The 22,103-nt window shown below is 65.9% G+C and carries 23 protein-coding genes and 1 pseudogene; 11 read left to right on the forward strand and 13 right to left on the reverse strand.

From position 1 onward, the window contains the following. Together CVM52_RS14555 and CVM52_RS14560 are read left to right on the forward strand one after the other, a co-directional pair. On the forward strand, nt 1-860 hold an 860-nt coding region (locus tag CVM52_RS14555), incomplete at its 5' end, for a peptidoglycan -binding protein (RefSeq protein WP_106427013.1). 139 nt (nt 861-999) lie between these two features. Continuing rightward, nucleotides 1,000-1,446 (forward strand): DoxX family protein, encoded by a 447-nt coding sequence (locus CVM52_RS14560; protein ID WP_100163214.1) that lies wholly within the window; start codon nt 1,000-1,002, stop codon nt 1,444-1,446. Here CVM52_RS14560 and CVM52_RS14565 read toward each other — a convergent pair. The 3 genes from CVM52_RS14565 to gloB all read right to left on the reverse strand — a co-directional run bounded on the left by CVM52_RS14565 (nt 1,433) and on the right by gloB (nt 5,660). Then, entirely contained in the window at nt 1,433-2,395 is a 963-nt protein-coding gene (locus tag CVM52_RS14565) for a M23 family metallopeptidase (protein ID WP_100163215.1), read from the reverse strand. The two genes, CVM52_RS14560 and CVM52_RS14565, sit on opposite strands and share 14 nt — an antisense overlap. Further along, nucleotides 2,395-4,716 (reverse strand): ATP-dependent Clp protease ATP-binding subunit ClpA, encoded by a 2,322-nt coding sequence (gene clpA / locus CVM52_RS14570; protein WP_100163216.1) that lies wholly within the window; start codon nt 4,714-4,716, stop codon nt 2,395-2,397. Before clpA ends, CVM52_RS14565 begins: the two co-directional genes overlap by 1 nt. A 176-nt stretch (nt 4,717-4,892) precedes the next feature. Continuing rightward, entirely contained in the window at nt 4,893-5,660 is a 768-nt protein-coding gene (gloB, locus tag CVM52_RS14575) for a hydroxyacylglutathione hydrolase (protein ID WP_100163217.1), read from the reverse strand. Nucleotides 5,661-5,731: 71 nt separating this feature from the next. Here gloB and CVM52_RS14580 point away from each other — a divergent pair, with 71 nt between their 5' ends. From CVM52_RS14580 to CVM52_RS14610, 7 genes are all read left to right on the forward strand, one after another. Then, nucleotides 5,732-6,472, forward strand: a complete 741-nt coding sequence (locus CVM52_RS14580) for a class I SAM-dependent methyltransferase (RefSeq protein ID WP_100163218.1) — start codon at nt 5,732-5,734, stop codon at nt 6,470-6,472. 299 nt (nt 6,473-6,771) lie between these two features. Continuing rightward, nucleotides 6,772-7,332 carry a F0F1 ATP synthase subunit delta gene (locus CVM52_RS14585; protein ID WP_100163235.1) on the forward strand — a complete coding sequence of 187 codons (561 nt, stop codon included), beginning with the start codon at nt 6,772-6,774 and terminating at the stop codon, nt 7,330-7,332. Beyond that, nucleotides 7,333-8,871 carry a F0F1 ATP synthase subunit alpha gene (gene atpA / locus CVM52_RS14590; RefSeq protein ID WP_100163219.1) on the forward strand — a complete coding sequence of 513 codons (1,539 nt, stop codon included), beginning with the start codon at nt 7,333-7,335 and terminating at the stop codon, nt 8,869-8,871. A gap of 24 nt (nt 8,872-8,895) precedes the next feature. Then, on the forward strand, nt 8,896-9,768 hold the full coding sequence (locus CVM52_RS14595; RefSeq protein ID WP_100163220.1) for a F0F1 ATP synthase subunit gamma: 873 nt from the start codon (nt 8,896-8,898) through the stop codon (nt 9,766-9,768). Between the two features lie 18 nt (nt 9,769-9,786). Further along, nucleotides 9,787-11,211, forward strand: coding sequence for a F0F1 ATP synthase subunit beta (gene atpD / locus CVM52_RS14600; protein WP_100163221.1), 1,425 nt, complete (start codon nt 9,787-9,789; stop codon nt 11,209-11,211). Between the two features lie 12 nt (nt 11,212-11,223). Beyond that, nucleotides 11,224-11,640, forward strand: coding sequence for a F0F1 ATP synthase subunit epsilon (locus CVM52_RS14605; RefSeq protein ID WP_100163222.1), 417 nt, complete (start codon nt 11,224-11,226; stop codon nt 11,638-11,640). Nucleotides 11,641-11,746: 106 nt separating this feature from the next. Next, a complete protein-coding gene (locus tag CVM52_RS14610) occupies nt 11,747-12,097 on the forward strand; it encodes an H-type lectin domain-containing protein (RefSeq protein ID WP_100163223.1) in 351 nt (116 codons plus the stop codon). A gap of 88 nt (nt 12,098-12,185) precedes the next feature. On the opposite strand, the gene CVM52_RS14615 is transcribed toward CVM52_RS14610, so the two are convergent. Continuing rightward, the gene (locus CVM52_RS14615; protein ID WP_100163224.1) at nt 12,186-13,205 is read right to left on the reverse strand and encodes a ribose-phosphate pyrophosphokinase; all 1,020 of its coding nucleotides are present in this window, start codon (nt 13,203-13,205) and stop codon (nt 12,186-12,188) included. A 104-nt stretch (nt 13,206-13,309) separates the two neighbouring features. Here CVM52_RS14615 and CVM52_RS14620 point away from each other — a divergent pair, with 104 nt between their 5' ends. Next, the gene (locus tag CVM52_RS14620; protein WP_100163225.1) at nt 13,310-13,912 is read left to right on the forward strand and encodes a 2-hydroxychromene-2-carboxylate isomerase; all 603 of its coding nucleotides are present in this window, start codon (nt 13,310-13,312) and stop codon (nt 13,910-13,912) included. Nucleotides 13,913-13,959: 47 nt separating this feature from the next. Here the strand turns inward: CVM52_RS14620 and CVM52_RS14625 are convergent, their stop codons facing one another. The 6 genes from CVM52_RS14625 to CVM52_RS14650 form a co-directional block, all read right to left on the reverse strand. After that, nucleotides 13,960-15,000 carry a threonine aldolase family protein gene (locus tag CVM52_RS14625; protein ID WP_100163226.1) on the reverse strand — a complete coding sequence of 347 codons (1,041 nt, stop codon included), beginning with the start codon at nt 14,998-15,000 and terminating at the stop codon, nt 13,960-13,962. Further along, nucleotides 15,000-15,470 carry a YcgN family cysteine cluster protein gene (locus CVM52_RS14630; protein WP_100163227.1) on the reverse strand — a complete coding sequence of 157 codons (471 nt, stop codon included), beginning with the start codon at nt 15,468-15,470 and terminating at the stop codon, nt 15,000-15,002. The genes CVM52_RS14625 and CVM52_RS14630 overlap by 1 nt, the downstream gene beginning before the upstream one ends. Nucleotides 15,471-15,517: 47 nt before the next feature. Beyond that, nucleotides 15,518-16,450 (reverse strand): bifunctional riboflavin kinase/FAD synthetase, encoded by a 933-nt coding sequence (locus CVM52_RS14635; protein WP_100163228.1) that lies wholly within the window; start codon nt 16,448-16,450, stop codon nt 15,518-15,520. Nucleotides 16,451-16,638: 188 nt separating this feature from the next. Continuing rightward, nucleotides 16,639-17,082 (reverse strand): MaoC family dehydratase, encoded by a 444-nt coding sequence (locus tag CVM52_RS14640; protein WP_100163229.1) that lies wholly within the window; start codon nt 17,080-17,082, stop codon nt 16,639-16,641. A gap of 103 nt (nt 17,083-17,185) precedes the next feature. Beyond that, complete coding sequence (locus CVM52_RS14645; RefSeq protein ID WP_100163230.1) at nt 17,186-18,061, reverse strand: TIGR01459 family HAD-type hydrolase; 876 nt, start codon at nt 18,059-18,061, stop codon at nt 17,186-17,188. An 82-nt stretch (nt 18,062-18,143) separates the two neighbouring features. Continuing rightward, the gene (locus CVM52_RS14650; protein WP_100163231.1) at nt 18,144-19,055 is read right to left on the reverse strand and encodes a PLP-dependent cysteine synthase family protein; all 912 of its coding nucleotides are present in this window, start codon (nt 19,053-19,055) and stop codon (nt 18,144-18,146) included. A gap of 114 nt (nt 19,056-19,169) precedes the next feature. On the opposite strand from CVM52_RS14650, the gene CVM52_RS14655 reads away from it, so the two are divergent. Beyond that, nucleotides 19,170-19,523, forward strand: a complete 354-nt coding sequence (locus CVM52_RS14655) for a winged helix-turn-helix transcriptional regulator (protein WP_100163232.1) — start codon at nt 19,170-19,172, stop codon at nt 19,521-19,523. Nucleotides 19,524-19,677: 154 nt separating this feature from the next. Here CVM52_RS14655 and CVM52_RS14660 read toward each other — a convergent pair whose 3' ends face one another. The 3 genes and pseudogenes from CVM52_RS14660 to CVM52_RS26950 all read right to left on the reverse strand — a co-directional run. Then, nucleotides 19,678-20,598 (reverse strand): manganese-dependent inorganic pyrophosphatase, encoded by a 921-nt coding sequence (locus tag CVM52_RS14660; protein ID WP_100163233.1) that lies wholly within the window; start codon nt 20,596-20,598, stop codon nt 19,678-19,680. Between the two features lie 114 nt (nt 20,599-20,712). Next, the gene (locus CVM52_RS14665) at nt 20,713-21,879 is read right to left on the reverse strand and encodes a lytic murein transglycosylase (protein ID WP_100163234.1); all 1,167 of its coding nucleotides are present in this window, start codon (nt 21,877-21,879) and stop codon (nt 20,713-20,715) included. A gap of 24 nt (nt 21,880-21,903) precedes the next feature. Further along, a pseudogene (locus tag CVM52_RS26950) lies at nt 21,904-22,103 on the reverse strand (adenosylcobinamide-phosphate synthase CbiB); the annotation flags it as partial.

Below are 22,103 nucleotides of genomic sequence, written 5' to 3' on the forward strand. Positions count from 1 at the left end.
TGGCGGCGCAGGAAGCCGCCCAGAGCGAGGCCGAGGAACAGCTCAGCCGCGCCGAACAGCGCGCCCGCCTGCTGGCGCAGGCGCGCCAGACGCTGTCCGAGCAGGAGCAGATCTCGGAAGAGGCCCGGCGCGAGGCGGCGCTGCTGAACCAGCAGGTGACGGCGCTGCGCACCCAGCTGGGCCAGCTTCAGGCGCTGCTGGACGATTACGAGCAGCGCGACGCCACCGCGCGGGTGCAGATCCAGAACCTGGGCTCGGACCTGAACGCCGCGCTGGCCCGCGCCGCCTCGGAAGAGCGCAAGCGGCGCCTGCTGGAAGAGGCCGAGCGCAAGCGGCTGGAACAGGAGCGCGAAGAACTGGCGGCGCGGGCCGAAGAGCTGGAATCCGAGGCACAGGATCTGGAGCGCTATCGCTCGGAATTTTTCGGCCGCCTGCGCGACCTGCTGGGCAATCAGGAAGGCATCCGCATCGAGGGCGACCGCTTCGTGTTTTCCTCCGAGGTGCTCTTCCCCACCGGCAGCGCCGAATTGTCGCTGGATGGCAAGTTCGAGGTCGCCAAGGTTGCCGGCATCCTGCGCAGCATTGCCAGCAGCATTCCCTCCGAGATCGACTGGATCATCCGCGTTGACGGCCATACCGACAACACGCCGCTGGCCGGTGGCGCGCGCTATGCCGACAACTGGGAACTCAGCCAGGGCCGCGCCCTGTCGGTGGTGAAATACATGGTCGAGGAACTGGGGGTGCCGCCCCGCCGGCTGTCGGCCAACGGCTTTGGCGAATACCAGCCGGTCAACCCCGCCGACACTCCCGAAGCCCGCGCCCAGAACCGCCGAATCGAGCTGAAGCTGACCGAGCGGTAGGGCAGTAGGGCGATTTCTGTGCGCCAATGCGCAGAACTTCTGTGATCTTCGGGAATTTTCTTGAGGCCCAACAGAGCTCATCCTCTGGGCCATAGGGCGCAGTCCCGCGCCTCGCACAACACGAGCCCAAGGAACTAACATGGATCACGCATTTTCCAAACTTGCCCCCGTCGCCGCTCCGGTTGCGCGGGTGCTGCTTTCGGTCATGTTCATCAGCGCAGGCTGGCAGAAGATCGGCGCCTATGCCGGCACCCAAGCCTATATGGAGGCGTTGGGCGTGCCCGGCGCGCTGCTGCCGCTGGTCATCGCCGTCGAACTGATCGGCGGGCTTGCCCTGCTGGTCGGATGGCAGGCACGATTGGCCGCCTTCCTGCTGGGCGGCTTTGCGGTGGTCTCGGGTGTCCTGTTTCACCTGGTGCCCGGCTTCGGCCTGGACGGGTACGAGGCGCAGGCGCAGATGATCAACTTCATGAAAAACCTCACCATCGCCGGCGGCATGGGTATGGTGGTCGCCTTCGGCGCCGGGGCCTTCTCGGTCGACAGCCGGGGCCGCGCCGCCGCGGCCCGCCCGCTCAGCGCAGGCTGATCTCGCGGGTCAGGCGGCCCAGCACCTGACCGTTGCGGCGCAGCTCGACCTCGCCGAAATAACGCCCCGCCGGCCAGCCGCCGGCGGGGCGTCTTTTGCCCGCAGCGCGGAAGAACCGCGCCTGGTCGGCATCAATCGGCATCACCTCGTCGATCACCGCGCCCTGCGGCCCGCTGATCACCAGCCGCATGGTGTCGCCCGTCTGCCCGCCATAGGCATAGCCGAACAACACCAGCCCCGGCGCATCCCGCGCCAGTTCGGCACGGGCGGCGCTGCCCGCCTGCACCGCGTCATAGCCGGGAATGCCCGGTGCGAACCCCGCCATCAGCATCCCGCCGGGCTGATAGGGCGGGGCGCTTTGCCACAGATGCGCGTCGCCCGGCCCGCAGGTTTCGGTGCCGGCGCTGTCGAACGGGTCGATCTCCGCGCCGTCGCGGCGCAGCGACAGGTGCAGATGCGGGAATTCGGTCAGCCCGCTCAGCCCGACCTGTCCCAGCACCGTGCCCACCGCCACCCGCTCGCCGTCGCGCACCCGCAACGAGCCGCGTTTCAGATGGCAATATTGCGTCTCATAGCCGCCGGCATGGCGCAGCACCACGCCATTGCCGCATTCGCGCCCGTCGATCTGGGGCGCGCTGGCCTCGGAATAGCCGCTATCCGGCATCCCGTCGCGCCATCCGGCCACCACGCCGGGCGCGGCGGCCAGAACGTCGACGCCGGCGCGCATCTCGGCCAGGGTGGGCAGGGCGAAATCGGTGCCCTTGTGGCCGTCATAGCTCAGCGTGCCGCAGCGATAGTCCTGCGCGCCCGGGCCAGCGTCGCGGTCGACATAGCTTTGGATGTGGCAGGTTTCGCCCAGGATGCAGTCGATCGGCTGGGCCAGAACAAAATCGCTCGCCGCGGCGGGCGCGGCGAGCGACAGGGCGGCGGCACAGGCCGCCGCGCGCATCAGTCTGCGGTCAGCAGCGGTGGCTTGTTGCCGGACAGGCGCGGGTTGTCCGGCCCCTCGATCCGCAGATCGATCTTGCCGTCCTTGACGCCCACCTTGACCACGCCGCCTTTGATCAGCTTGCCGAACAGCAGCTCTTCGGCCAGCGGCTTCTTGATGTTTTCCTGGATCACGCGGCCCAGCGGGCGCGCGCCCATCTTGTCGTCATAGCCCTTGTCGGCCAGCCATTCGGCCGCCGGCTTGGTCAGTTCGATGGTCACGCTGCGGTCCATCAGCTGCGCTTCCAGCTGCAGCACGAACTTCTCGACCACCTGCAGGATCACCTCTTTAGGCAGCGGCGCGAACGAGATCACCGCGTCCAGACGGTTGCGGAACTCGGGGGTGAAGGTCCGCTCGATCGCGGCGGTGTCCTCGCCCTCGCGCCGGTCGCGGCCAAAGCCGATCGCCGCCTTGGCCTGTTCGGTGGCGCCCGCGTTCGAGGTCATGATCAGCACCACGTTGCGGAAATCCACCGTCCGGCCGTTATGGTCGGTCAGCTTGCCGTGGTCCATCACCTGCAGCAGGATGTTATAGACATCCGGGTGCGCCTTCTCGATCTCGTCCAGCAGCAGCACGCAATGCGGGTGCTGGTCGACGCCATCGGTCAGCATGCCGCCCTGGTCGAACCCGACATAGCCCGGAGGCGCGCCGATCAGCCGGCTGACCGCGTGTTTCTCCATGTATTCCGACATGTCGAAGCGCAGCAGTTCCACGCCCAGCGTATCGGCCAGCTGTTTGGCGACCTCGGTCTTGCCGACACCGGTGGGCCCGGCAAACAGGTAGTTGCCAATCGGCTTTTCCGGTTCGCGCAGCCCGGCGCGGGCCAGTTTGATGGCGCTGGCCAGGGCCTCGATGGCGCCGTCCTGGCCGAACACCACCCGCTTCAGCGAGCTTTCCAGATCTTTCAGAACCTCGGCATCGTCCTTGCTGACATTCTTCGGCGGAATGCGGGCGATCTTGGCGACCACGCCTTCGATCTCCTTGGTGCCGATGGTCTTGCGACGTTTGGATTCCACCACCAGGTGCTGCGCCGCGCCGGCTTCGTCGATGACGTCGATGGCGCTGTCGGGCAGCTTGCGGTCATGGATATAGCGCGCCGCCAGCTCGACCGCGGTCTTGATCGCGTCGGCGGTGTATTTCACGCTGTGATGGTCTTCGAAATAGGGCTTCAGACCTTTCAGGATCTTCACCGTGTCTTCGACCGACGGCTCGTTCACGTCGATCTTCTGGAACCGGCGGCTCAGCGCGCGGTCCTTTTCGAAGTGCTGGCGGAATTCCTTGTAGGTGGTCGAGCCCATGGTGCGCAGCTTGCCGCCCTGCAGGGCAGGTTTCAGCAGGTTGCTGGCATCCATCGCCCCGCCGCTGGTTGCGCCGGCGCCGATCACCGTGTGGATCTCGTCGATGAACAGGATCGCGTCAGGGTGATCCTCCAGTTCGGCCACCACGGCTTTCAGCCGCTCTTCGAAATCGCCGCGATACCGCGTCCCGGCCAGCAGCGCGCCCATGTCCAGCGAATAGATCGTGGTCGAGGCCAGAACATCCGGCGTCTCGCCCGAGACGATCTTGCGCGCCAGCCCCTCGGCGATGGCGGTCTTGCCGACGCCGGGATCGCCCACCAGAAGCGGGTTGTTCTTGCGCCGGCGGCACAGCACCTGGATGCAGCGCTCGACCTCCGATTCACGGCCGATCAGCGGATCGATATCGCCATCGCGCGACTTGGCGTTCAGGTCGACGCAATATTTCGACAGCGCGCTTTCCTTCTGGTCGCCCTCGGTGGTGGCCTGGCTGGTCTCTTCGGTCTCCTGCGAGCCGCTGACCGGGCGGCTTTCGCCAAAGGCCGGATCCTTGGCCACGCCATGGGCGATGAAATTCACCGCGTCATAGCGGGTCATCTCCTGCTCCTGCAGGAAGAAGGCGGCGTTCGACTCGCGCTCGGCAAAGATCGCGACCAGCACGTTGGCGCCGGTCACCTCGGTGCGGCCCGAGGACTGAACATGGATCGCGGCGCGCTGGATCACGCGCTGGAAGGCGGCGGTCGGCACCGCTTCGGACCCGTCGATATCGGTCACCAGGTTCGACAGATCCTCGTCGATGAATTCCACCAGCGTGCCACGCAGCTCGCCCAGGTCGACGCTACAGGCCTTCATGACCCGCGTGGCATCGGGCTCGTCCAGCAGGGCAAGCAACAGATGCTCCAGCGTGGCGAATTCGTGACGCCGCTCGTTCGCGACGGCCAGCGCCGCGTGGATGGCATGTTCCAATGTGCTCGAGAATGAAGGCACGGCGCGTGCTCCTCTTGCTTGGGCTGGGGCGGGATGGTCTTCCGCCAATTCCCCCGACACCAACCATGTCGTCATACTATTAGAGTTTGGTTGATCATGGCCCGGCTTCAAGGGTTTTCTTTTGGCGATGGGTCACATTTGCTTTCGGCGTTGCAGCATCGCGCGCATTTTTGGCATCAAAACCTATCCTTGCGGGTGCGAATTTCGGCAAAAACAACCGACGGTTCGGCCCCTTCCATCCCCAGGTTTTGCTGCACCGACGGTTCGGCCGCGCGCAGAAACGGATTCGTTGCCAGTTCCAACGACAATGCCGAAGGCACTGTCGGATTGTTCGCGGCGCGCGCCTTGGCAATGGCGTCGACACGGGCCAGCAGGTCGGGATTGCCAGGCTCGATCGTCAGGGCAAAGCGGCCGTTGGCCTGGGTATATTCGTGCCCCGAATAGACGATAGTCTCGGGCGGCAGCGCCGCCAGTTTCGACAGCGATCCCCACATCTGTTCCATGCTGCCCTCGAAGACGCGCCCGCAGCCCAAGGCCATCAGGCTGTCGGCGGTAAACACGGCGTGGCTTTCCGGGAAATGGAACGCGATATGCCCGACCGTGTGGCCGGACACGTCGATAACATGGGCGGGCTCGCCGGCGATTTCAAGAACGTCACCCTCGTTGACCTGCCGGTCCAGCGCCGGCAGGCGCGCGGCATCGGCGGCGGCGCCGATCACCTCGGCGTCATGCTGGGCCAGGATCTCGGCCAGACCGTCGACGTGATCGGCATGGTGATGGGTGATCAGCACCTGCGACAGGGACCAGCCCCGCGCAGCCAGCGCGGCCAGGATCGGCGCAGCCTCGGGCGCGTCGACAAGGAAGGTCGCGCCGCTTTCCGCATCATGGCCGAGAAAGGCATAATTATCCCGCAGGCAGGGAACGGTTACGATTTCAAGGGGCATGGCCTTTCGTCCTTTCGTTGTTAGACTGCGCCGGAACCGCCTCAACTTGACCCAACACCGGGGTGCCCGCAATGCATCTTGATGTGCAGGACCTGCGCAACTTCTATTACCGCAACGCCCTGGGGCGTGCGGCGCAGGCCTCGGTGCGCACCCGCCTGCTCGAGTTCTGGCCAGAGGCCAAGGGCCAAACCGTTGCCGGCTTCGGCTTTGCCGTGCCGTTCCTGCGCCCCTACCTGAGCGACGCGCGGCGGGTGATCGCGCTGATGCCGGCGCCACAGGGGGTGATGAACTGGCCCTCGGGCCTGCCCAATGTCTCGGTCCTGTGCGAGGAAACCCTGTGGCCGATCGAAACCGGGCATATCGACCGGCTGGTGGTGGTGCATGGGCTGGAAACCTCGGAACGGCCCTCGCAGCTGCTGGAAGAATGCTGGCGGGTGCTGGGGCCGGGGGGCAAGGTGGTGTTCATCATCCCCAACCGCGCCGGGCTGTGGTCGCGCAGCGACCGCACGCCCTTCGGCTATGGCCGGCCCTATACGCTCGGCCAGTTGGAGGCCCAGCTGCGCAAACACAGCTTTCTGCCCGAACGCCAAAGCGCGGCGCTCTACCAGATCCCGTCGACCCGCCGGTTCTGGCTGAAGGCGGCGCCGCTGTTCGAAAAGGCCGGCGCCCGCCTGCCGACGCTGATCGCCGGCGGGGCCTTCCTGGTCGAGGCCAGCAAACGCGTCCAGCCGCCCAGTGGCACCGTGATGAAGGAGGCGCGCCGCCGCCCGCTGCCCGGCCTCGCGCCGAAACCCGAGACCTCGCCGGTGTGACGCGGCAACGGCCCCGCGCCGGCGAATGCGCAGATTTTCGCCCGCAGGAATCGCAAACCCGCTGATAAATCCTATCTTTTTGTAACACCCCGGGCGGTTCAAACGGTCGCACTTTTATTAAGCGGCTGTAATCTAATGATAATCGGTTCAAAGCCCGATCACGAAACTGTATTGCGGGCGCAGAACCGCTCTGTTACATCCACGCTGATTTCGATGCCCTGCCAGTCGGCGGGGCCTTGTCATGCCGCCGGAGTTCGTACTGACACGGCAAACCGGGGCCAAATATCGGAAGGGTGGACGTGTCCGAACCAGCTTCGATTTCCGCCGGCATAGCACAGCGCTATGCCACCGCGATTTTTGAGATCGCGCAAGACAGTAACAGCCTTGATGCGCTCGAGTCCGGCATCGGCGAACTGACGGCCGCCCTGGCCGACAGCGCCGACCTCAGGACTCTGATCCAGTCGCCTCTCATCTCGCGCTCCGAGCAGGGCGCGGCGATCACCGCGGTCGCCAAGAAGATGGATCTGGCGCCGGTGCTGCAGAACGTTCTGGGGCTGATGGCCGAAAAGCGCCGGCTGTTCGTGCTTCCGCAGCTTCTGAGCGCCCTGCGCCAGCTGCTGGCCGATGCGCGCAACGAGGTGACCGCAGATGTGGTCAGCGCCCAGCCGCTGACCGATGCGCAGTCCGACAAGCTTGCCGCCTCGCTCAAGGCCAGCGTCGGCAAATCTGTGACCATCAATGCGACCGTCGATGAAAGCCTCATTGGCGGTCTTATCGTTAAGGTGGGCTCGAAGATGATCGATACCTCGATCCGCTCGCAGCTCAATTCCCTCCAGAACGCAATGAAAGAGGTCGGATAAATGGGTATCCAAGCAGCAGAGATTTCTGCGATCCTGAAGGACCAGATCAAGAACTTCGGCCAGGATGCCGAAGTTGCCGAGATCGGTCGCGTGCTCTCCGTCGGGGACGGGATCGCCCGCGTCTATGGCCTCGACAACGTGCAGGCCGGCGAGATGGTCGAATTCCCCGGCGGCATCATGGGGATGGCGCTGAACCTGGAAAGCGACAATGTCGGCGTCGTGATCTTCGGCTCGGACCGGGACATCAAGGAAGGCGACACCGTCAAGCGCACCAACTCGATCGTGGACGTGCCGATCGGCGACGAGCTGCTGGGCCGGGTCGTGGACGGCCTCGGCAACCCGGTTGACGGCAAGGGCCCGATCAACACCTCCAAGCGCGGCATCGCCGACGTCAAGGCGCCGGGCATCATCCCGCGTAAATCGGTGCACGAGCCGATGGCAACCGGCCTGAAATCGGTCGACGCGATGATCCCGATCGGCCGCGGCCAGCGCGAGCTGATCATCGGCGACCGTCAGACCGGCAAGACCGCCGTGGCGCTCGACACCATCCTGAACCAGAAATCCTATAACGACGCTGCCGGCGATGATGAGAGCAAGAAGCTCTACTGCATCTACGTCGCCATCGGCCAGAAGCGCTCGACCGTGGCGCAGCTGGTGAAAAAGCTCGAGGAAAGCGGCGCCATCGACTATTCGATCGTCGTCGCCGCCACCGCCTCAGAACCGGCGCCGATGCAGTATCTGGCGCCCTATACCGCGACCGCCATGGCGGAATTCTTCCGCGACAACGGCCGCCACGCGCTGATCATCTACGATGACCTCTCCAAACAGGCCGTGGCCTATCGCCAGATGTCGCTGCTGCTGCGCCGTCCGCCGGGACGTGAAGCCTATCCGGGCGACGTGTTCTACCTGCACTCCCGCCTGCTGGAACGTTCGGCCAAGCTGAACGAAGAGAACGGCGCCGGCTCGCTGACGGCACTGCCGATCATCGAAACCCAGGGCGGCGACGTGTCGGCCTTTATTCCGACCAACGTGATCTCGATCACCGACGGCCAGATCTTCCTGGAAACCGAACTGTTCTTCCAGGGCATCCGCCCTGCCGTGAACACCGGTCTGTCGGTGTCGCGGGTCGGCTCTTCGGCCCAGACCAACGCGATGAAATCGGTTGCCGGCTCGGTCAAGCTGGAACTGGCGCAGTACCGCGAGATGGCGGCCTTTGCCCAGTTCGGCTCGGATCTCGACGCCGCCACCCAGGCACTGCTGAACCGCGGCGCCCGCCTGACCGAGCTGATGAAGCAGCCGCAATATTCGCCGCTGACCAATGCCGAGATCGTCTGCGTCATCTTCGCCGGCATCAAAGGCTATCTGGACAAGCTGCCGGTGGCCGATGTCGGACGCTTCGAACGTGACATGCTGGCCTTCCTGCGCAACAAGCACCAGGATCTGCTGGACTGGATCACCACCGAGGATCCCAAGATCAAAGGGGATGCCGAAGACAAGATCCGCGCCGTCCTCGACGAATTCGCCGCTGACTTCGCATAAGCTCTAAGGAGGAGAGATAGGCTCATGCCAAGTCTCAAGGACCTCAAGAACCGGATCGAGTCGGTAAAGTCGACGCGCAAGATCACCAAGGCGATGCAGATGGTCGCGGCGGCAAAGCTCCGCCGCGCCCAGGACAGCGCCGAAGCCGCCCGGCCCTATGCCGAGCGCTTCAACGCGGTGATGTCGAAACTTGCCGCCTCGGTCGGGGAATCGGATTCGGGGCCGAAACTGCTGACCGGCACCGGCAGCGACCAGGTGCACCTGCTGGTGGTGATGACCGCCGAGCGCGGCCTCTGCGGCGGCTTCAACTCGAACATCGCCAAGCTGGCCCGCACCCATGCCGAACGGCTGAAGCAGGACGGCAAGACGGTGAAGATCCTGACCGTGGGCAAGAAGGGCCGCGATCAGCTCAAGCGCGACTGGGCGAAGAATTTCGTCGGTCATGTCGATCTGACCGAGGTCAAGCGCGTCGGCTATGCCGATGCCCAGGGCATCGCGCAGGACATCCTGAACCGCTTCGACAAGGAAGAATTCGACGTCGCCACGATCTTCTATTCGAAGTTCATCAACGTCGTCTCGCAGGAACCCACCGCGCTGCAGGTGATTCCGGCCGCCTTCGAGGCCGAAGAGGATAGTGGCCAGGCGCTGTATGATTACGAGCCGGGCGAAGAGGAAATCCTCGCCGACCTGCTGCCGCGCGGCGTCGCCACGCAGATCTTCACCGCGCTGCTCGAAAACGGCGCGTCCGAACAGGGCGCACGGATGAGCGCGATGGACAACGCCACCCGCAACGCGGGCGAGATGATCGACCGGCTGACCATCGAATACAACCGCTCGCGCCAGGCCGTGATCACCAACGAGCTGATTGAAATCATTTCCGGCGCCGAGGCGCTGTAAGAGAACCGGAGAGTTAAAATGGCAAACGCAAAAGGCAAAGTGACCCAGGTCATCGGCGCCGTGGTGGACGTCCAGTTCGACGACCACCTGCCCGAGATTCTGAACGCGCTGGAAACCGACAACAACGGCAAGCGGCTGGTTCTCGAAGTTGCCCAGCACCTGGGTGAAAACACCGTCCGCACCATCGCCATGGACGCCACCGAAGGTCTGGTGCGCGGCCAGGAAGTCACCGACACCGACGGCCCGATCACCGTGCCGGTCGGCAACGCCACCCTGGGCCGCATCCTGAACGTGGTCGGCGAGCCGGTGGACGAAGGCGGCCCCGTCGATGCCTCGGAATCGCGCGCCATCCACCAGCCGGCCCCGGATTTCGCCGACCAGTCGACCGAGTCGGAAATCCTCGTCACCGGCATCAAGGTGGTCGACCTGCTGGCGCCCTATGCCAAGGGCGGTAAGATCGGCCTGTTCGGCGGCGCCGGCGTGGGCAAGACGGTTCTGATCATGGAACTGATCAACAACATCGCCAAGGTGCATTCGGGCTTCTCGGTCTTCGCCGGTGTGGGTGAGCGGACCCGCGAGGGCAACGACCTTTACCACGAGATGATCGAATCCAACGTGATCAAGCCCGACAACCTGGCTGAATCGCAGGTGGCGCTGGTCTACGGCCAGATGAACGAGCCTCCGGGAGCGCGTGCCCGCGTCGCCCTGACCGGTCTGACCCTGGCGGAACAGTTCCGCGACCAGTCCGGCACCGACGTGCTGTTCTTCGTCGACAACATCTTCCGCTTCACCCAGGCGGGCTCGGAAGTGTCGGCGCTGCTCGGCCGGATCCCTTCGGCGGTGGGGTACCAGCCGACGCTGGCCACCGACATGGGCGCGATGCAGGAACGCATCACCTCGACCAAGGCCGGCTCGATCACCTCGATCCAGGCCGTCTACGTGCCTGCGGACGACCTGACCGACCCGGCGCCTGCCACCACCTTTGCCCACCTCGACGCCACCACCGTTCTGAGCCGTGCGATCTCCGAGCTGGGCATCTACCCGGCGGTGGACCCGCTGGACAGCTCGTCGCGCCTGATGGACCCGGCAATCGTCGGCGAAGAGCATTACCGGGTCGCCTCGGACGTTCAGCAGATCCTCCAGCGCTACAAGTCGCTGCAGGACATCATCGCCATTCTCGGCATGGATGAACTGAGCGAAGAGGACAAGCTGACCGTGGCCCGCGCCCGCAAGATCCAGCGTTTCCTCTCCCAGCCCTTCGACGTCGCCAAGGTGTTCACCGGCTCGGACGGCGTTCAGGTGCCGCTGGAAGACACCATCGCCTCTTTCAAGGCCGTGGTGGCTGGCGAATACGACCACCTGCCCGAAGCGGCCTTCTACATGGTCGGCGGCATCGACGAAGTGAAGGCCAAAGCCGAACGCATGGCGGCCGACGCGGCCTAAAGGAGCAGCCTTATGGCAGATACGATGCAATTCGATCTCGTCAGCCCGGAGCGTCGGCTTGCCGCGCTCCAGGTCAACGCGGTCGTTATTCCCGGAGCGGACGGGGACCTGACGGCGATGCCGTCGCACACCCCGGTGATCACCACGCTGCGCCCCGGTGTGCTGCGTGTCGAGGGGCCGGAAGGCAAGCAGGACTATGTCGTCTCCGGCGGCTTCGCCGAAATCAGCGGCGACGGCCTGTCGGTGCTGGCCGAGCGGGCGATCCCGCTGGCCGAGATGACCCGCGCCCAGCTGGACGAGATGATCGAGGAGGCCCGCGCCAAGCACGAGGCGGCCAAGGAGACCTTCAAGAACCAGCCCGGCCCGGTCGACGACGCCGCCAAGCTGCTGGCCGACATGGTGGCGCTGGGCGATCAGATCAGCCTCTGAGTGCCCGCCTCAAAGCGAGAGACCCGAAACCGGCCCCCCTTGCGGCCGGTTTCCTTTTTTTCGGACCCTGCGGCAGGCGCCGCCGGGCGACAATGACGATAGGCAGATGAAACGGATCAGTAACCACCTGATCGGCATCGACCAGGGTGACACGGTCCTGTTTGCCGATTTCGAAGATGGCGGCGCGATGTGGACCGGCAGCGGCCCGCGCGAGCGGCGCCGCGCCGTGACCTTCCGCAGCCGGTTCAAATCCGCCCCGACGGTGCATGTCTCGGTGTCGCTCTGGGATGTCGATACCGCCTCGGCAATGCGCGCCGAGATCACCGCCGAGCAGATCACCGAAACCGGGTTCGAGATCGTCTTCCGCACCTGGCTCGACACCCGCATCGCCCGGATCCGCGCCGGCTGGCTGGCCATCGGCGAGCTGCCGCATGACGATGACTGGCAGATTTCCTGAACGCGCGGCTGACCGCGGCGGGGCAAAAGTTTTCTGAAAACTTTTGCCAAGACTTTTCAGAAAAGTCTTGGCACCGCGACGGCCGGGATCAGTCCATGCCGTAAAGCGACTCGTAGATCGGCGACAGGGTGGCGTCGTCGAACAGCGACGACACGCTGGTGCCGTTCCAGATGTTCAGGATCGCCTGGGCAAAGACCGGCGCCACCGGGACGATGCGGATATTCGGCGCGCCCAGCACCGCCGGGGTCGGCTGGATGGTATCGGTCAGCACCAGCGATTTCAGCACCGATCCGGTGACCCGTTCCACCGCCGGCCCGCTCATCACCCCGTGGGTGGTATAGGCATGCACCTCGCTGGCGCCGTTGTCGATCAGCACCTCGGCCGCCTTGCACAGGGTGCCGGCCGTGTCGCACATGTCGTCGACGATCAGGCAGATCTTGTCTTTGACGCTGCCGATCACCGTCATCTCGGCCACTTCGCCCGGCTTCTCGCGGCGCTTGTCGACGATCGCCAGCGGCGCATTGACCCGCTTGGCCAGCTCGCGCGCCCGCGCCACGCCGCCGACATCGGGCGACACCACCATGATCTCGTCCAGCCGGCCCTTGAAATGGGTGCGGATGTCCAGCGCGAAGACCGGCGAGGCATAGAGGTTGTCGACCGGGATGTCGAAGAACCCCTGGATCTGCGCCGCGTGCAAATCCATCGTCAGCACCCGTTCGATGCCGGTGCCCACCATCATATTGGCGACCAGCTTGGCGCTGATCGGCGTCCGCGCCTTGGTGCGCCGGTCCTGCCGGGCATAGCCGAAATAGGGCAGCACCGCAGTCACCCGCGCCGCCGAGGACCGGCGCAGCGCGTCGGCCATGATCAGCAGTTCCATCAGGTTGTCATTGGCCGGGTTCGAGGTCGGCTGGATGATGAACATGTCCTCGCCGCGCACGTTCTCGAACACTTCGACAAAGATTTCGCCATCGTTGAACCGCTCGACCCGGGCATCGACCAGACCGGTATGGGTGCCGCGATGCATGGTCATGCGTTTGGCGATGCTTTTGGCAAGGGGCAGGTTGGCGTTCCCAGCAATCAGCTTGGGCTCGGTCAGGTTCGGCATGTAGTTGGGTCCCGGGCAGCGAGGATCGTTACAGAATCGTGATGTTGACACCGCTTAGCATGGCCTTACCGTGACGCAAAGCGCTTGGGCAGGGAGAAGCACAGATGGCCGATATCGATTATTTCTTTGCAACGATCTCGCCCTATACCTACCTCGCCGGCACCCGGCTGGAACAGATCGCCGCGCGCCACGGGGCCACGATCGAATACAAGCCGGTGGACCTGCTGGCGCTGTTCCCGCGCACCGGCGGGCTGCCGCCGAAGGACCGGCACCCGGCGCGGCAGGAATACCGGGCACAGGAACTGCGCCGGCAGTCGCGCAAACTGGGCGTGCCCTTCAACCTGCAACCGGCCTTCTTCCCGACCAACCCGGCGCCCTCGGCCTATGCCATCATCGCCGCCCAGGCCGCCGGCGGCGGCGATCTGGGCCAGTTGGTGCTGGCCTTCACCCGCGCCTGCTGGGCCGAGGAGAAGGATGTCGCGGATGATGCGGTGATCCGCGCCTGCCTGGAATCGGCCGGCTTCGACCCGGCGCTGGCCGATCGCGGCCTGCTGGCCGGGGCCGAGACCTATTCGGCCAACCTGGAAGAGGCGGTCACCCGCGGCGTGTTCGGCGCACCCTTCTACCTGACGCAGGATGGCGAGAAGTTCTGGGGCCAGGACCGTCTGGACGATCTGGACCGGCACCTGGCGGCGCGCGCCGGCTGAGCCCGGCTGGCGATTGTCTTGAAAATGCGGCCGGGGCCGCGATCCGCTCAGCCGAGCAGCGCCAGAAAGCGGTCGGTCTCGGCGGCGCGCGCCGACCAGTCGCAGACCAGGCGCGCGGTCAGCCTCTCGTCGGGATCGCTGCCCTCCAGCGCGCCCTCCCACAGGTGATATTGCGCACCGGCCTGGATCAGGCGGTGATGGGTGGCGCGGGGCAGGGCGGCAAACACCATGTTGGCTTGCACAGGATAAGCCAGGCCGGCATCGGCGGCGCGCAGCCCCTCGGCCAGCCGGGCACCGGCGGCATTGGCCCGGCGCGCGGCGTCCAGCCACAGCCCGTCGCGCAGATAGGCGGCCATCTGCGCCGACAGATAGCGGTGCTTGGAAAACAGATGCGCGCCGCGCTTGCGCCGCAGCTCGAATTCCCGCGCCCGGGCCGGGTCGAAGAAAATCACCGCCTCGACACCGAGACAGCCGTTCTTGGTGCCGCCAAAGGACAGCGCGTCGATGCCGGATTTCCAGGTCATCTCGGCCGGGCTGCAGTCCAGCGCCACCAGCGCATTGGCAAAACGCGCCCCGTCCATATGCACCGGCAGGCCGAAATCGCGCGCCACCGCGCTCAGCGCCGCCAGCTCCTCCAGGCTGTAGACGGTGCCGCATTCGGTCACCTGGGTCAGCGAGACCGGGCCGCGCTGCGGCCCGTGCACGCCGCGGGTTTCCTCGGCGGCGATGGCGGCGCGCAGGCGCTCCGGTGTCATCTTGTCGCCCCCCGGCACCAGCGTCAGCTTGGCGCCGCCGGTGAAGAATTCCGGCGCGTTGCATTCATCCTGGTGGATATGGGCCACCGGGGTGCAGAAGATGGTGTCGAAGGGCCGCGCCAGCGAAGCGAGGGCCAGCGCATTGGCGGCGGTGCCGGTGGCCACCAGATAGACCGCCGCCTCGGGCGCCTCGAACAGGCGGCGCAGCTCGGCGCGCACCTCGTCCATCAGCGCGTCGGCGCCATAGGCCGGCGCATAATCGCGGTTGCAATCTGCCAGGGCCGCCATCACCTCGGGCAGGGCCGGGCCGGCATTGTCGGAGGCAAAATACATCAGGTCGGCTCCTCGATCAGGTGGTCTTCCCAGTCATCCTCGGGCACCTCGAATTCCGGCACCGTGCGCCCGCGCATCGACACGCCGGCGGCATGCACCGTTTCGGGATCGCCCGAGATCAGCGGGTGCCAGTCATACAGCCGGCGGCCCTCATACAGCAGGCGATAGGCGCAGGTGGCGGGGATCCAGGTCATGTGCTGGTCCAGCGTGTCGGGTTTCAGCACGATGCATTCCGGCACGAACTGGTGGCGGATCGGGTATTGCGCGCAGCGGCAACTGCTGTCGTCCAGCAACCGGCAGGCGACGCGGGTCAGGGCGATCTCGCCGGTCTCCTCGTCTTCCAGCTTGTTCAGACAGCACTTGCCGCAGCCATCGCACAGCGCCTCCCATTCCGGCTGGGTCATGCGATTCAGCGGCACGGTCTCCCAGAAACGCGGGCGCAGGCCGGTGCGGTCGATGCAATCGGTCATCGCGGCAACGATCGCGGAGGGCGCGGGACAGGGAAATGCGGCACGGTTCAGACCGCCGCGAGGATGTCGCGGGCGCGGCCGCAATCGGCCTGCATCTGCGCGATCAGCCCGTTGAGCCCGTCAAAGGTCATCTCCGGGCGCAGGAACTCGACCAGCCCGACCGACAGGGTCGATCCGTAAAGATCGCCGGAAAAGTCGAACAGGAAGGTCTCCAGGTTGGGCTGGTTCTGGCCGAACATCGGCCGCACGCCCAGGCTGGCGGCGCCGTGATAGCTGCCGGCGCTGGGCCCGTCCAGCACATCGACCAGCACCGCATAGACCCCGAAGGCCGGCGGGTGCAGCCCCTCGATCGAGATATTCGCGGTGGGAAAGCCCATCTCGCGGCCGCGTTTCTCGCCGCCCACAACAGTGCCCTCGATCCGGTGCCAGTGGCCCAGCATGGCGGCGGCGTCGCGCGGTCGCCCTTCGCTCAGCGCCAGGCGGATGGCGGTGGACGACACCGTGTTGCTGCCGGTTTCCAGCAGCGGCGCCACGGTGACGCCGAATCCCATCTCGCAGCCAAAGCTCACCAGGTCCGCGGCGGTGCCGCTGCGCCCCTTGCCAAAGCAGAAATCGGCGCCGATCACCACATGCGACAGGCCCAGCCCGCGGGACAGCACCTGTTCGGCAAAATCCCGCGGCATCAGCCCGGCCAGCGCGGCGTTGAAATTCAGCTCGTACAGCCGCTCGACACCCAGCTTTTCCAGCCGGTGCCGCCGGGCATTGCGCCCCATCAGGCGAAAGGGCGGTGCGTCGGGGGCGAAGAATTCGCGCGGATGCGGCTCGAAGGTCAGCACCCCCAGCGGTGCCTCGGGCGCGGCATCGCGGGCCAGCCGGATCACCGATTGGTGGCCCAGATGCACGCCGTCGAAATTGCCGATCGCGGCGCTGGCGCCCCGGTCGGGCGCGGCAACAGAATGATGGTCCCGGATGATCCGCATGCGCCCGTGCGTAGCCTCCCGCGCCGGGCTGCGCAAGTGCTCTGGACGCCTACGGGGCTGCGCTGCGCGTCACCCCGGGCGGCACGGTTCCACCGCCGCCGAGGGCGGGATCCGATCTGTCACAGCTCGGGGAGGCGGCGGCGGGAAAACGGCGGCTCTGGCGCCTGCCGAAACCCGCCGCGACGGGCTCAGTCGAACTTGCGGCTGGGTGCCAGCACGGTGGCCTCGCCCATCAGAACCTTCTTGCCATCGACGGCGCAGTGGCAATCCAGCGTCACCCGGCGCTTGGCCATGTCGATGCCGGTGACCTTGACCTCGGCATAGACCATGTCGCCGGGGCGCACGGGGGCGACGAATTTCAGCGACTGTCCCAGGTAGACGGTGCCGTGACCGGGGAGCTGTTCGCCGATCACCGCCGAGATCAGCCCGGCGGTCAGCATGCCATGGGCGATGCGGCCCTGGAAGATGGTGTCGCGGGCATAGGCATCGTCCAGATGCACCGGGTTGTGATCGGTCGAGACCTTGGCGAACATCTCGATATCCTCGTCCGTCACCACTTTGCGCAGGTGGCGGCTCATCCCCATTTCGATATCTTCGATGCAGATGGTGCCGCGGGGCAGGTTATCGAGCATGGCGTCCCTCATAAGGCAGTCGCACTGGTAATAATTGATCCAAGGAATTTACATTCCGGTAACTTTATTACTTTGCAACTGCAGAAAGACAAGCGCCTTCGGGTCAGCGCAGTTTACCTATTACATAGGTGGGATTGATCATTTCCTTTTCGATATAGGCCTCTAGAGCCGATTCTTCAGGCTGGTCGGTGGTGGCGGTTTCTGCGGCGGCCAGTCCCCCGGTGATAAACAATGAGTCGATATCCTCGCCCATTGCCCCGTCGACATCGGTATGGGCGCCGTCGCCGATGGCCAGGATCTGCGAATCCGGCACCTGGCGGCCGATTTCGGCCAGGCGGCGGCGGGCCAGGTCATAGATCGGCGGGTGCGGCTTGCCGAAATACAGGCTTTCGCCGCCCATCTCGGTATAAAGCCGCGCCAGCGCCCCGGCGCACCATTCCCGCGTCTCGCCGCGGTCGACCACGATATCGGGATTGGCGCAGAGCAGCTTCAGCCCCTTCTGCTTGGCATAGAGGAATTGCGGCCGGTTCACCGCCGGGTCGGCCATCGGGTCGAACGGGCCGCAGCAGACGATGCCCTCGGCGTCCTCCAGCGGCACCCGGGTGATCTCGACCGGGTTTTCGGCCACCTGCAGCGGGCTGAAAAAGTTCAGATCGGTCTCGGGATTGCCCATGAACCAGACCTTCTGCCCCACCGCGCCGCTGAACATCGCCAGCCGGGCGCTGTCGCCCGAGGTGGCGATGGTGTCCCAGGCGTCGTCCGGCACCCCCATGCGGTGCAGCTGCGCCTCGACATCCGAGCGCGGGCGCGGCGCATTGGTCAGCAACAGCACGGTGCCGCCCTGGGCGCGATAGGCCTGCAAGGCCGCCGCCGCCGCCGGGAAATGCTCCACCCCGTTGTGCAGACAGCCCCACAGATCGACGAACAGCGCCTGATAGCGCGACGAGATGTCAGAGAGAGAGTCGATAATCTGGGTCATGCTGAACCTATACGCGGGAAATGTCCGCCGGTTCCCTACACCGCTTTGCCGCGGGGGGCGATCAAAAAGGCAGTGCCGGGCCTCAGCGGTAGAGATCGCCGGCCAGATAGCGCAGGCCGCTGTCGATCGCCACGGTGACCACGGTCTTGCCGGGGCCCAGGGCGCGGGCGCGCTGTTGCGCCGCCCAGATATTGGCGCCGGTGGTGACGCCCGCCAACAGCCCTTCCTGCCGCGCCAGCGCCCGGGCGCCGGCATAGGCGTCGTCGTCGCGCACCGCGATCACCGCGTCGATCAGGTCGCGGCGCAGGATCGACGGCACGAAGGACAGGCCGATGCCTTCCAGCTTGTGGGTGCCGCCGGTGTCGCCGCCGGACAGGTTGCGCACGTGAAAGGGTTCCAGCGCGACGATGCGCGTCGCCGGGTCGCGCTGTTTCAGGATCTCGGCGGTGCCGGAAATGCAGCCGCCACCGCCGGCGGCCATGACAAATTCGTCCACCGGCCGGTCCAGCTCGGTCAGGATCTCGCAGGCCAGGCCGTGATAGCCGCGCCGGTTGTCCGGGTTGTTGACCTGGTCGGGCCAGAAGGTGTTCGGCTCGCCCGCCAAGACACGGGCGCGGGCGATCATTCGGTCGATCACCGCCGCGGTCAGCCGGCCCCGCTCGGCCGGGATGATCTCGACCTCGGCGCCATAGGCGCGCATGGTCTGCAGCTTTTCCGCCGCGAACCCGTCGGACGAGACGAAATGCGCGCGATAGCCGCGCATGGCGCAGACCATGGCCAGCGAGCTTCCGGTGCTGCCGCCGGTATATTCCACCACCCGCCCGCCGGGGCGCAGATCGCCGCGCCGCTCGGCCGCCTCGATCATCGACAGCGCCATCCGGTCCTTCATGCTGCCGGTCGGGTTGGCGCCTTCCCATTTCACGTAGATATCCGCGCTTTCCGGGCCGGCAAGGCGGCGAAGCCGGATCAGCGGGGTGTGACCGATGGCCATCATGGCGGCGACCTGCAGCTGGAACAGTGACTTTCATAATGAAAGTCACCTGTCACCGTCAAGCTTTCGTTTTGCAAGTCACTGGTCTAACCTGCTGCGAACCACCCGGATCCCGCCATGCCGTCCCACGATTTCCGCTCCCGCTGCTCGATTGCCCGCACCCTTGACCTGCTTGGCGACAAGTGGACGCTGCTGGTGGTGCGCGACCTGCTCTGGCATGGCAAGCACACCTTCGGCGAATTGCAGGGCAGTGCCGAGCGGATGCCGACCAACCTGCTGTCGGACCGGCTGAAACGCCTGATCGACTGGGGCCTGGTCGAACGCAGCGCCTATCAGGACAACCCGCCACGCTATCGCTATGCGCTGACCGAACAGGGCCGGGCGCTGGAACCGGTGCTGCAACAGATCATGGCCTGGGGTCATGCACATCTGGGCGGCGGGTTTTACCGGCCGCCGGGCAAGTCCGGCTGACCCCAACAATTCTGTGCAAAGACAGCGAAGGCTGCAACGTTGCGCCAGGCCCGGCCGACGCGGGACCGATGCGCCAGAACCGGGAGCTTTCGAACACTGCCAAAAGAAAAGGGCGCCCCGCCGGGACGCCCCTTCCAATCCGTTCCCGTCTCTCTCAGACCTTCAGGTTCGGGATGATCTGCTTCTTGCGGCTCATGATGCCGGGCAGCACCACGGTGTCGCCCGAGACCGACGCGCCAAAGCTCTTTTCCGCCACCGATTTCACCAGGTCGTTCGGCACCAGCAGCGTGGCTTCTTCCTTCAGGATGTCGATCACGAACAGCAGCACCTGGTCGGCGCCGTCTTCTTTGGCGACATCGACCATCGAGGCCATCAGGCTGTCCTTGCGGTCCAGGATCATCTGCGGCGCGGTGGTTTCCAGCACGGAGACGCGGAATTCCTTGCCGTCGACGCTGTATTCCTTGCTGTCCATCCGCAACAGCTCGGCATCCGAGAACTCGGACACATCGGATTTGGCGGCGAACATCTCGGCGGCGAAATCCGAGATCGTCACGCCCAGCTCTTTCGCCAGCTTCTCGGCCACGGCGCGGTCATGCGGCGTGGTGGTGGGCGAGCGGAATTCCAGCGTGTCGGACAGGATGCAGGTCAGCATCGCGCCTTTCACCTGCTCGGGCATCCGCTCCATGTCCGAGCCGATCAGGTCATGCATGATGGTGGCGGTGCAGGCCAGCGGCCGCACGGTGATCTCGATCGGCCCCTTGGTCTCCAGCCCGCCGACCAGCTTGTGATGGTCGATGATCGCCTGGATATCGGCGCCGTTGATGCCCTCGGGCAGTTCCGCCGGGTTGTTGGTGTCGACGATCACCACCGGCGCGCCTTCCTTGACCTCGGAAATGATCGCGGGCTTGTCCAGCCCCCAGCGTTCCAGCATGAAAGCCGCCTCGGTATTGGGCTCGCCCAGCAGGGCCGGGGCCGCCGGCGTGTCCAACACCTCGTTCAGGTACCAGGCCCAGATGATGGGCGAACCGGTCGAGTCCGTGTCCGGAGATTTGTGGCCGAAAACTTGGATGGTCATGCAGAGGGATCCTATCTGTGGGCATGTCGAATTTCGCGCGCCTTATAGAAGCGTCGCGGCACGATGTCACGGGGCGGCGTGCCGCCTGCGACCCTTGGTCTGGCGCCGACCGCGCTAGAGCCGGCGCAACAGCTCGGCGGTGGGCCAGGCATCCACCGGCAGGCCCAGCCGGGCCTGCTCGGCCCGCACCGCGGCGCGGGTGCCGGCCCCCAGGATACCGTCGATCTTGCCCACGTCATGGCCGCGTGCCGCCAGTTTCTGCTGCAGCTGTTTCATCTCGGCCGCCGCCAGTCCGGCATCGGGGTTGCCCGGATCATAGACCGGCGCGCCTTCCAGCCTGGTGGCAAAATAGGCCGCGGTCATCACGTAGACAAAGCTCTGGTTCCACTCGAAATAGACGCGGAAATTGGGATAGGCGATAAAGGCCGGCCCCTTGTGCCCCTGCGGCAGCAGCACCGAGGCCGCCAGCCCGCCCTCGGCCAATTGCCCCGAGCGCGCCCGCACCCCCAGCGCCGCCCAGTCGCGCACCGGCTTGCTTTCGTCCAGCCCGGTCTGCGCCCAGTCGAAGCCCTCGGGCAGAACCACCTCCTGCAGCCAGGGCTCGCCGGCGCGCCAGCCCAGCGATTGCAACATCTTGGCGCCCGACAGCAGCGCATCGGGCGCCGACTCCTTCAGCCGCACCCGCCCGTCGCCATCGCCATCCACGCCGTTTTCCAGGATGTCGCGCGGCAGCATCTGCACCATGCCGATCTCGCCCGCCCAGGCGCCGGTGGTGGTGGCCGGGTCGAAATCGCCCTGTTCGTACAGTTCCAGCGCCGCGAAGATCTGCGGCCGGAACAGGTCGGGCCGGCGGCAGTCATGCGCCAGCGTCACCAGCGCGTTCAGGGTGTTGAAATCGCCCTGGAAGCCGCCGTAATCGGTCTCGAAGGCCCAGAAGGCCAGCAGCACGCCGCGCGACACGCCATACTCGCGTTCGATCTGGTCGAAGACCGCGTCGTAGCGCTGGGCATTCTGCTGTCCGCGCTGCAGCCGGTCCTGCGAGATCAGCCGCCGCGAGAACTCGATAAACGGCTTCTGGAACACACCCTGGGCCCGGTCGGCCTTCAGCACCGCGCCATCCTGCCGCGCGCCGGCAAAGAACCGCTGTACCGTGGCGCGGTCATGCCCGGCGGCGACCGCCTCGGTGGCCAGCCCGTCAACAAAGCCCGAGAATGACCCGCCACATGCGGCAAAGGCGGTATTGGCACTCAGGCAGGCGGCAATCAGGGGAAGCAGGCGCATCAAACGGGTCCTTTTTGACAATGTTCAGTCGAATACAGGCAAGGCGAACAGACATGCAACCGCAACCGAGACCACCAGCAGCCCCCGCCAGACCCGCCACAGCATCGCCACCGCCGCGTCGATCTCCGGCGGCCCGATCTCGCACCGCCCGGCGCCATTGACCCAGGCGAGGTCGCGCAGCGTGCCGTCATAGCTGCGCGGCCCGGCCAGGGCGATGCCCAGCG

Source organism: Pseudooceanicola lipolyticus (assembly GCF_002786325.1).
Classification (GTDB): domain Bacteria; phylum Pseudomonadota; class Alphaproteobacteria; order Rhodobacterales; family Rhodobacteraceae; genus Pseudooceanicola_C; species Pseudooceanicola_C lipolyticus.

What these genes read in the sequence shown, in the direction of transcription:
- CVM52_RS14580 (WP_100163218.1), top strand. Translation starts at nt 5,732, where the DNA reads ATGCATCTTGATGTGCAGGACCTGCGCAACTTCTATTACCGCAACGCC.
- atpA (WP_100163219.1), top strand. Translation starts at nt 7,333, where the DNA reads ATGGGTATCCAAGCAGCAGAGATTTCTGCGATCCTGAAGGACCAGATC.
- CVM52_RS14615 (WP_100163224.1), bottom strand. Translation starts at nt 13,205, where the DNA reads ATGCCGAACCTGACCGAGCCCAAGCTGATTGCTGGGAACGCCAACCTG.
- CVM52_RS14635 (WP_100163228.1), bottom strand. Translation starts at nt 16,450, where the DNA reads ATGCGGATCATCCGGGACCATCATTCTGTTGCCGCGCCCGACCGGGGC.
- CVM52_RS14650 (WP_100163231.1), bottom strand. Translation starts at nt 19,055, where the DNA reads ATGATGGCCATCGGTCACACCCCGCTGATCCGGCTTCGCCGCCTTGCC.
- CVM52_RS14560 (WP_100163214.1), top strand. Translation starts at nt 1,000, where the DNA reads ATGGATCACGCATTTTCCAAACTTGCCCCCGTCGCCGCTCCGGTTGCG.
- CVM52_RS14605 (WP_100163222.1), top strand. Translation starts at nt 11,224, where the DNA reads ATGGCAGATACGATGCAATTCGATCTCGTCAGCCCGGAGCGTCGGCTT.
- CVM52_RS14660 (WP_100163233.1), bottom strand. Translation starts at nt 20,598, where the DNA reads ATGACCATCCAAGTTTTCGGCCACAAATCTCCGGACACGGACTCGACC.
- atpD (WP_100163221.1), top strand. Translation starts at nt 9,787, where the DNA reads ATGGCAAACGCAAAAGGCAAAGTGACCCAGGTCATCGGCGCCGTGGTG.
- CVM52_RS14610 (WP_100163223.1), top strand. Translation starts at nt 11,747, where the DNA reads ATGAAACGGATCAGTAACCACCTGATCGGCATCGACCAGGGTGACACG.
- CVM52_RS14620 (WP_100163225.1), top strand. Translation starts at nt 13,310, where the DNA reads ATGGCCGATATCGATTATTTCTTTGCAACGATCTCGCCCTATACCTAC.
- CVM52_RS14640 (WP_100163229.1), bottom strand. Translation starts at nt 17,082, where the DNA reads ATGCTCGATAACCTGCCCCGCGGCACCATCTGCATCGAAGATATCGAA.
- CVM52_RS14655 (WP_100163232.1), top strand. Translation starts at nt 19,170, where the DNA reads ATGCCGTCCCACGATTTCCGCTCCCGCTGCTCGATTGCCCGCACCCTT.
- CVM52_RS14595 (WP_100163220.1), top strand. Translation starts at nt 8,896, where the DNA reads ATGCCAAGTCTCAAGGACCTCAAGAACCGGATCGAGTCGGTAAAGTCG.
- CVM52_RS14565 (WP_100163215.1), bottom strand. Translation starts at nt 2,395, where the DNA reads ATGCGCGCGGCGGCCTGTGCCGCCGCCCTGTCGCTCGCCGCGCCCGCC.
- CVM52_RS14645 (WP_100163230.1), bottom strand. Translation starts at nt 18,061, where the DNA reads ATGACCCAGATTATCGACTCTCTCTCTGACATCTCGTCGCGCTATCAG.
- CVM52_RS14625 (WP_100163226.1), bottom strand. Translation starts at nt 15,000, where the DNA reads ATGTATTTTGCCTCCGACAATGCCGGCCCGGCCCTGCCCGAGGTGATG.
- gloB (WP_100163217.1), bottom strand. Translation starts at nt 5,660, where the DNA reads ATGCCCCTTGAAATCGTAACCGTTCCCTGCCTGCGGGATAATTATGCC.
- CVM52_RS14665 (WP_100163234.1), bottom strand. Translation starts at nt 21,879, where the DNA reads ATGCGCCTGCTTCCCCTGATTGCCGCCTGCCTGAGTGCCAATACCGCC.
- CVM52_RS14630 (WP_100163227.1), bottom strand. Translation starts at nt 15,470, where the DNA reads ATGACCGATTGCATCGACCGCACCGGCCTGCGCCCGCGTTTCTGGGAG.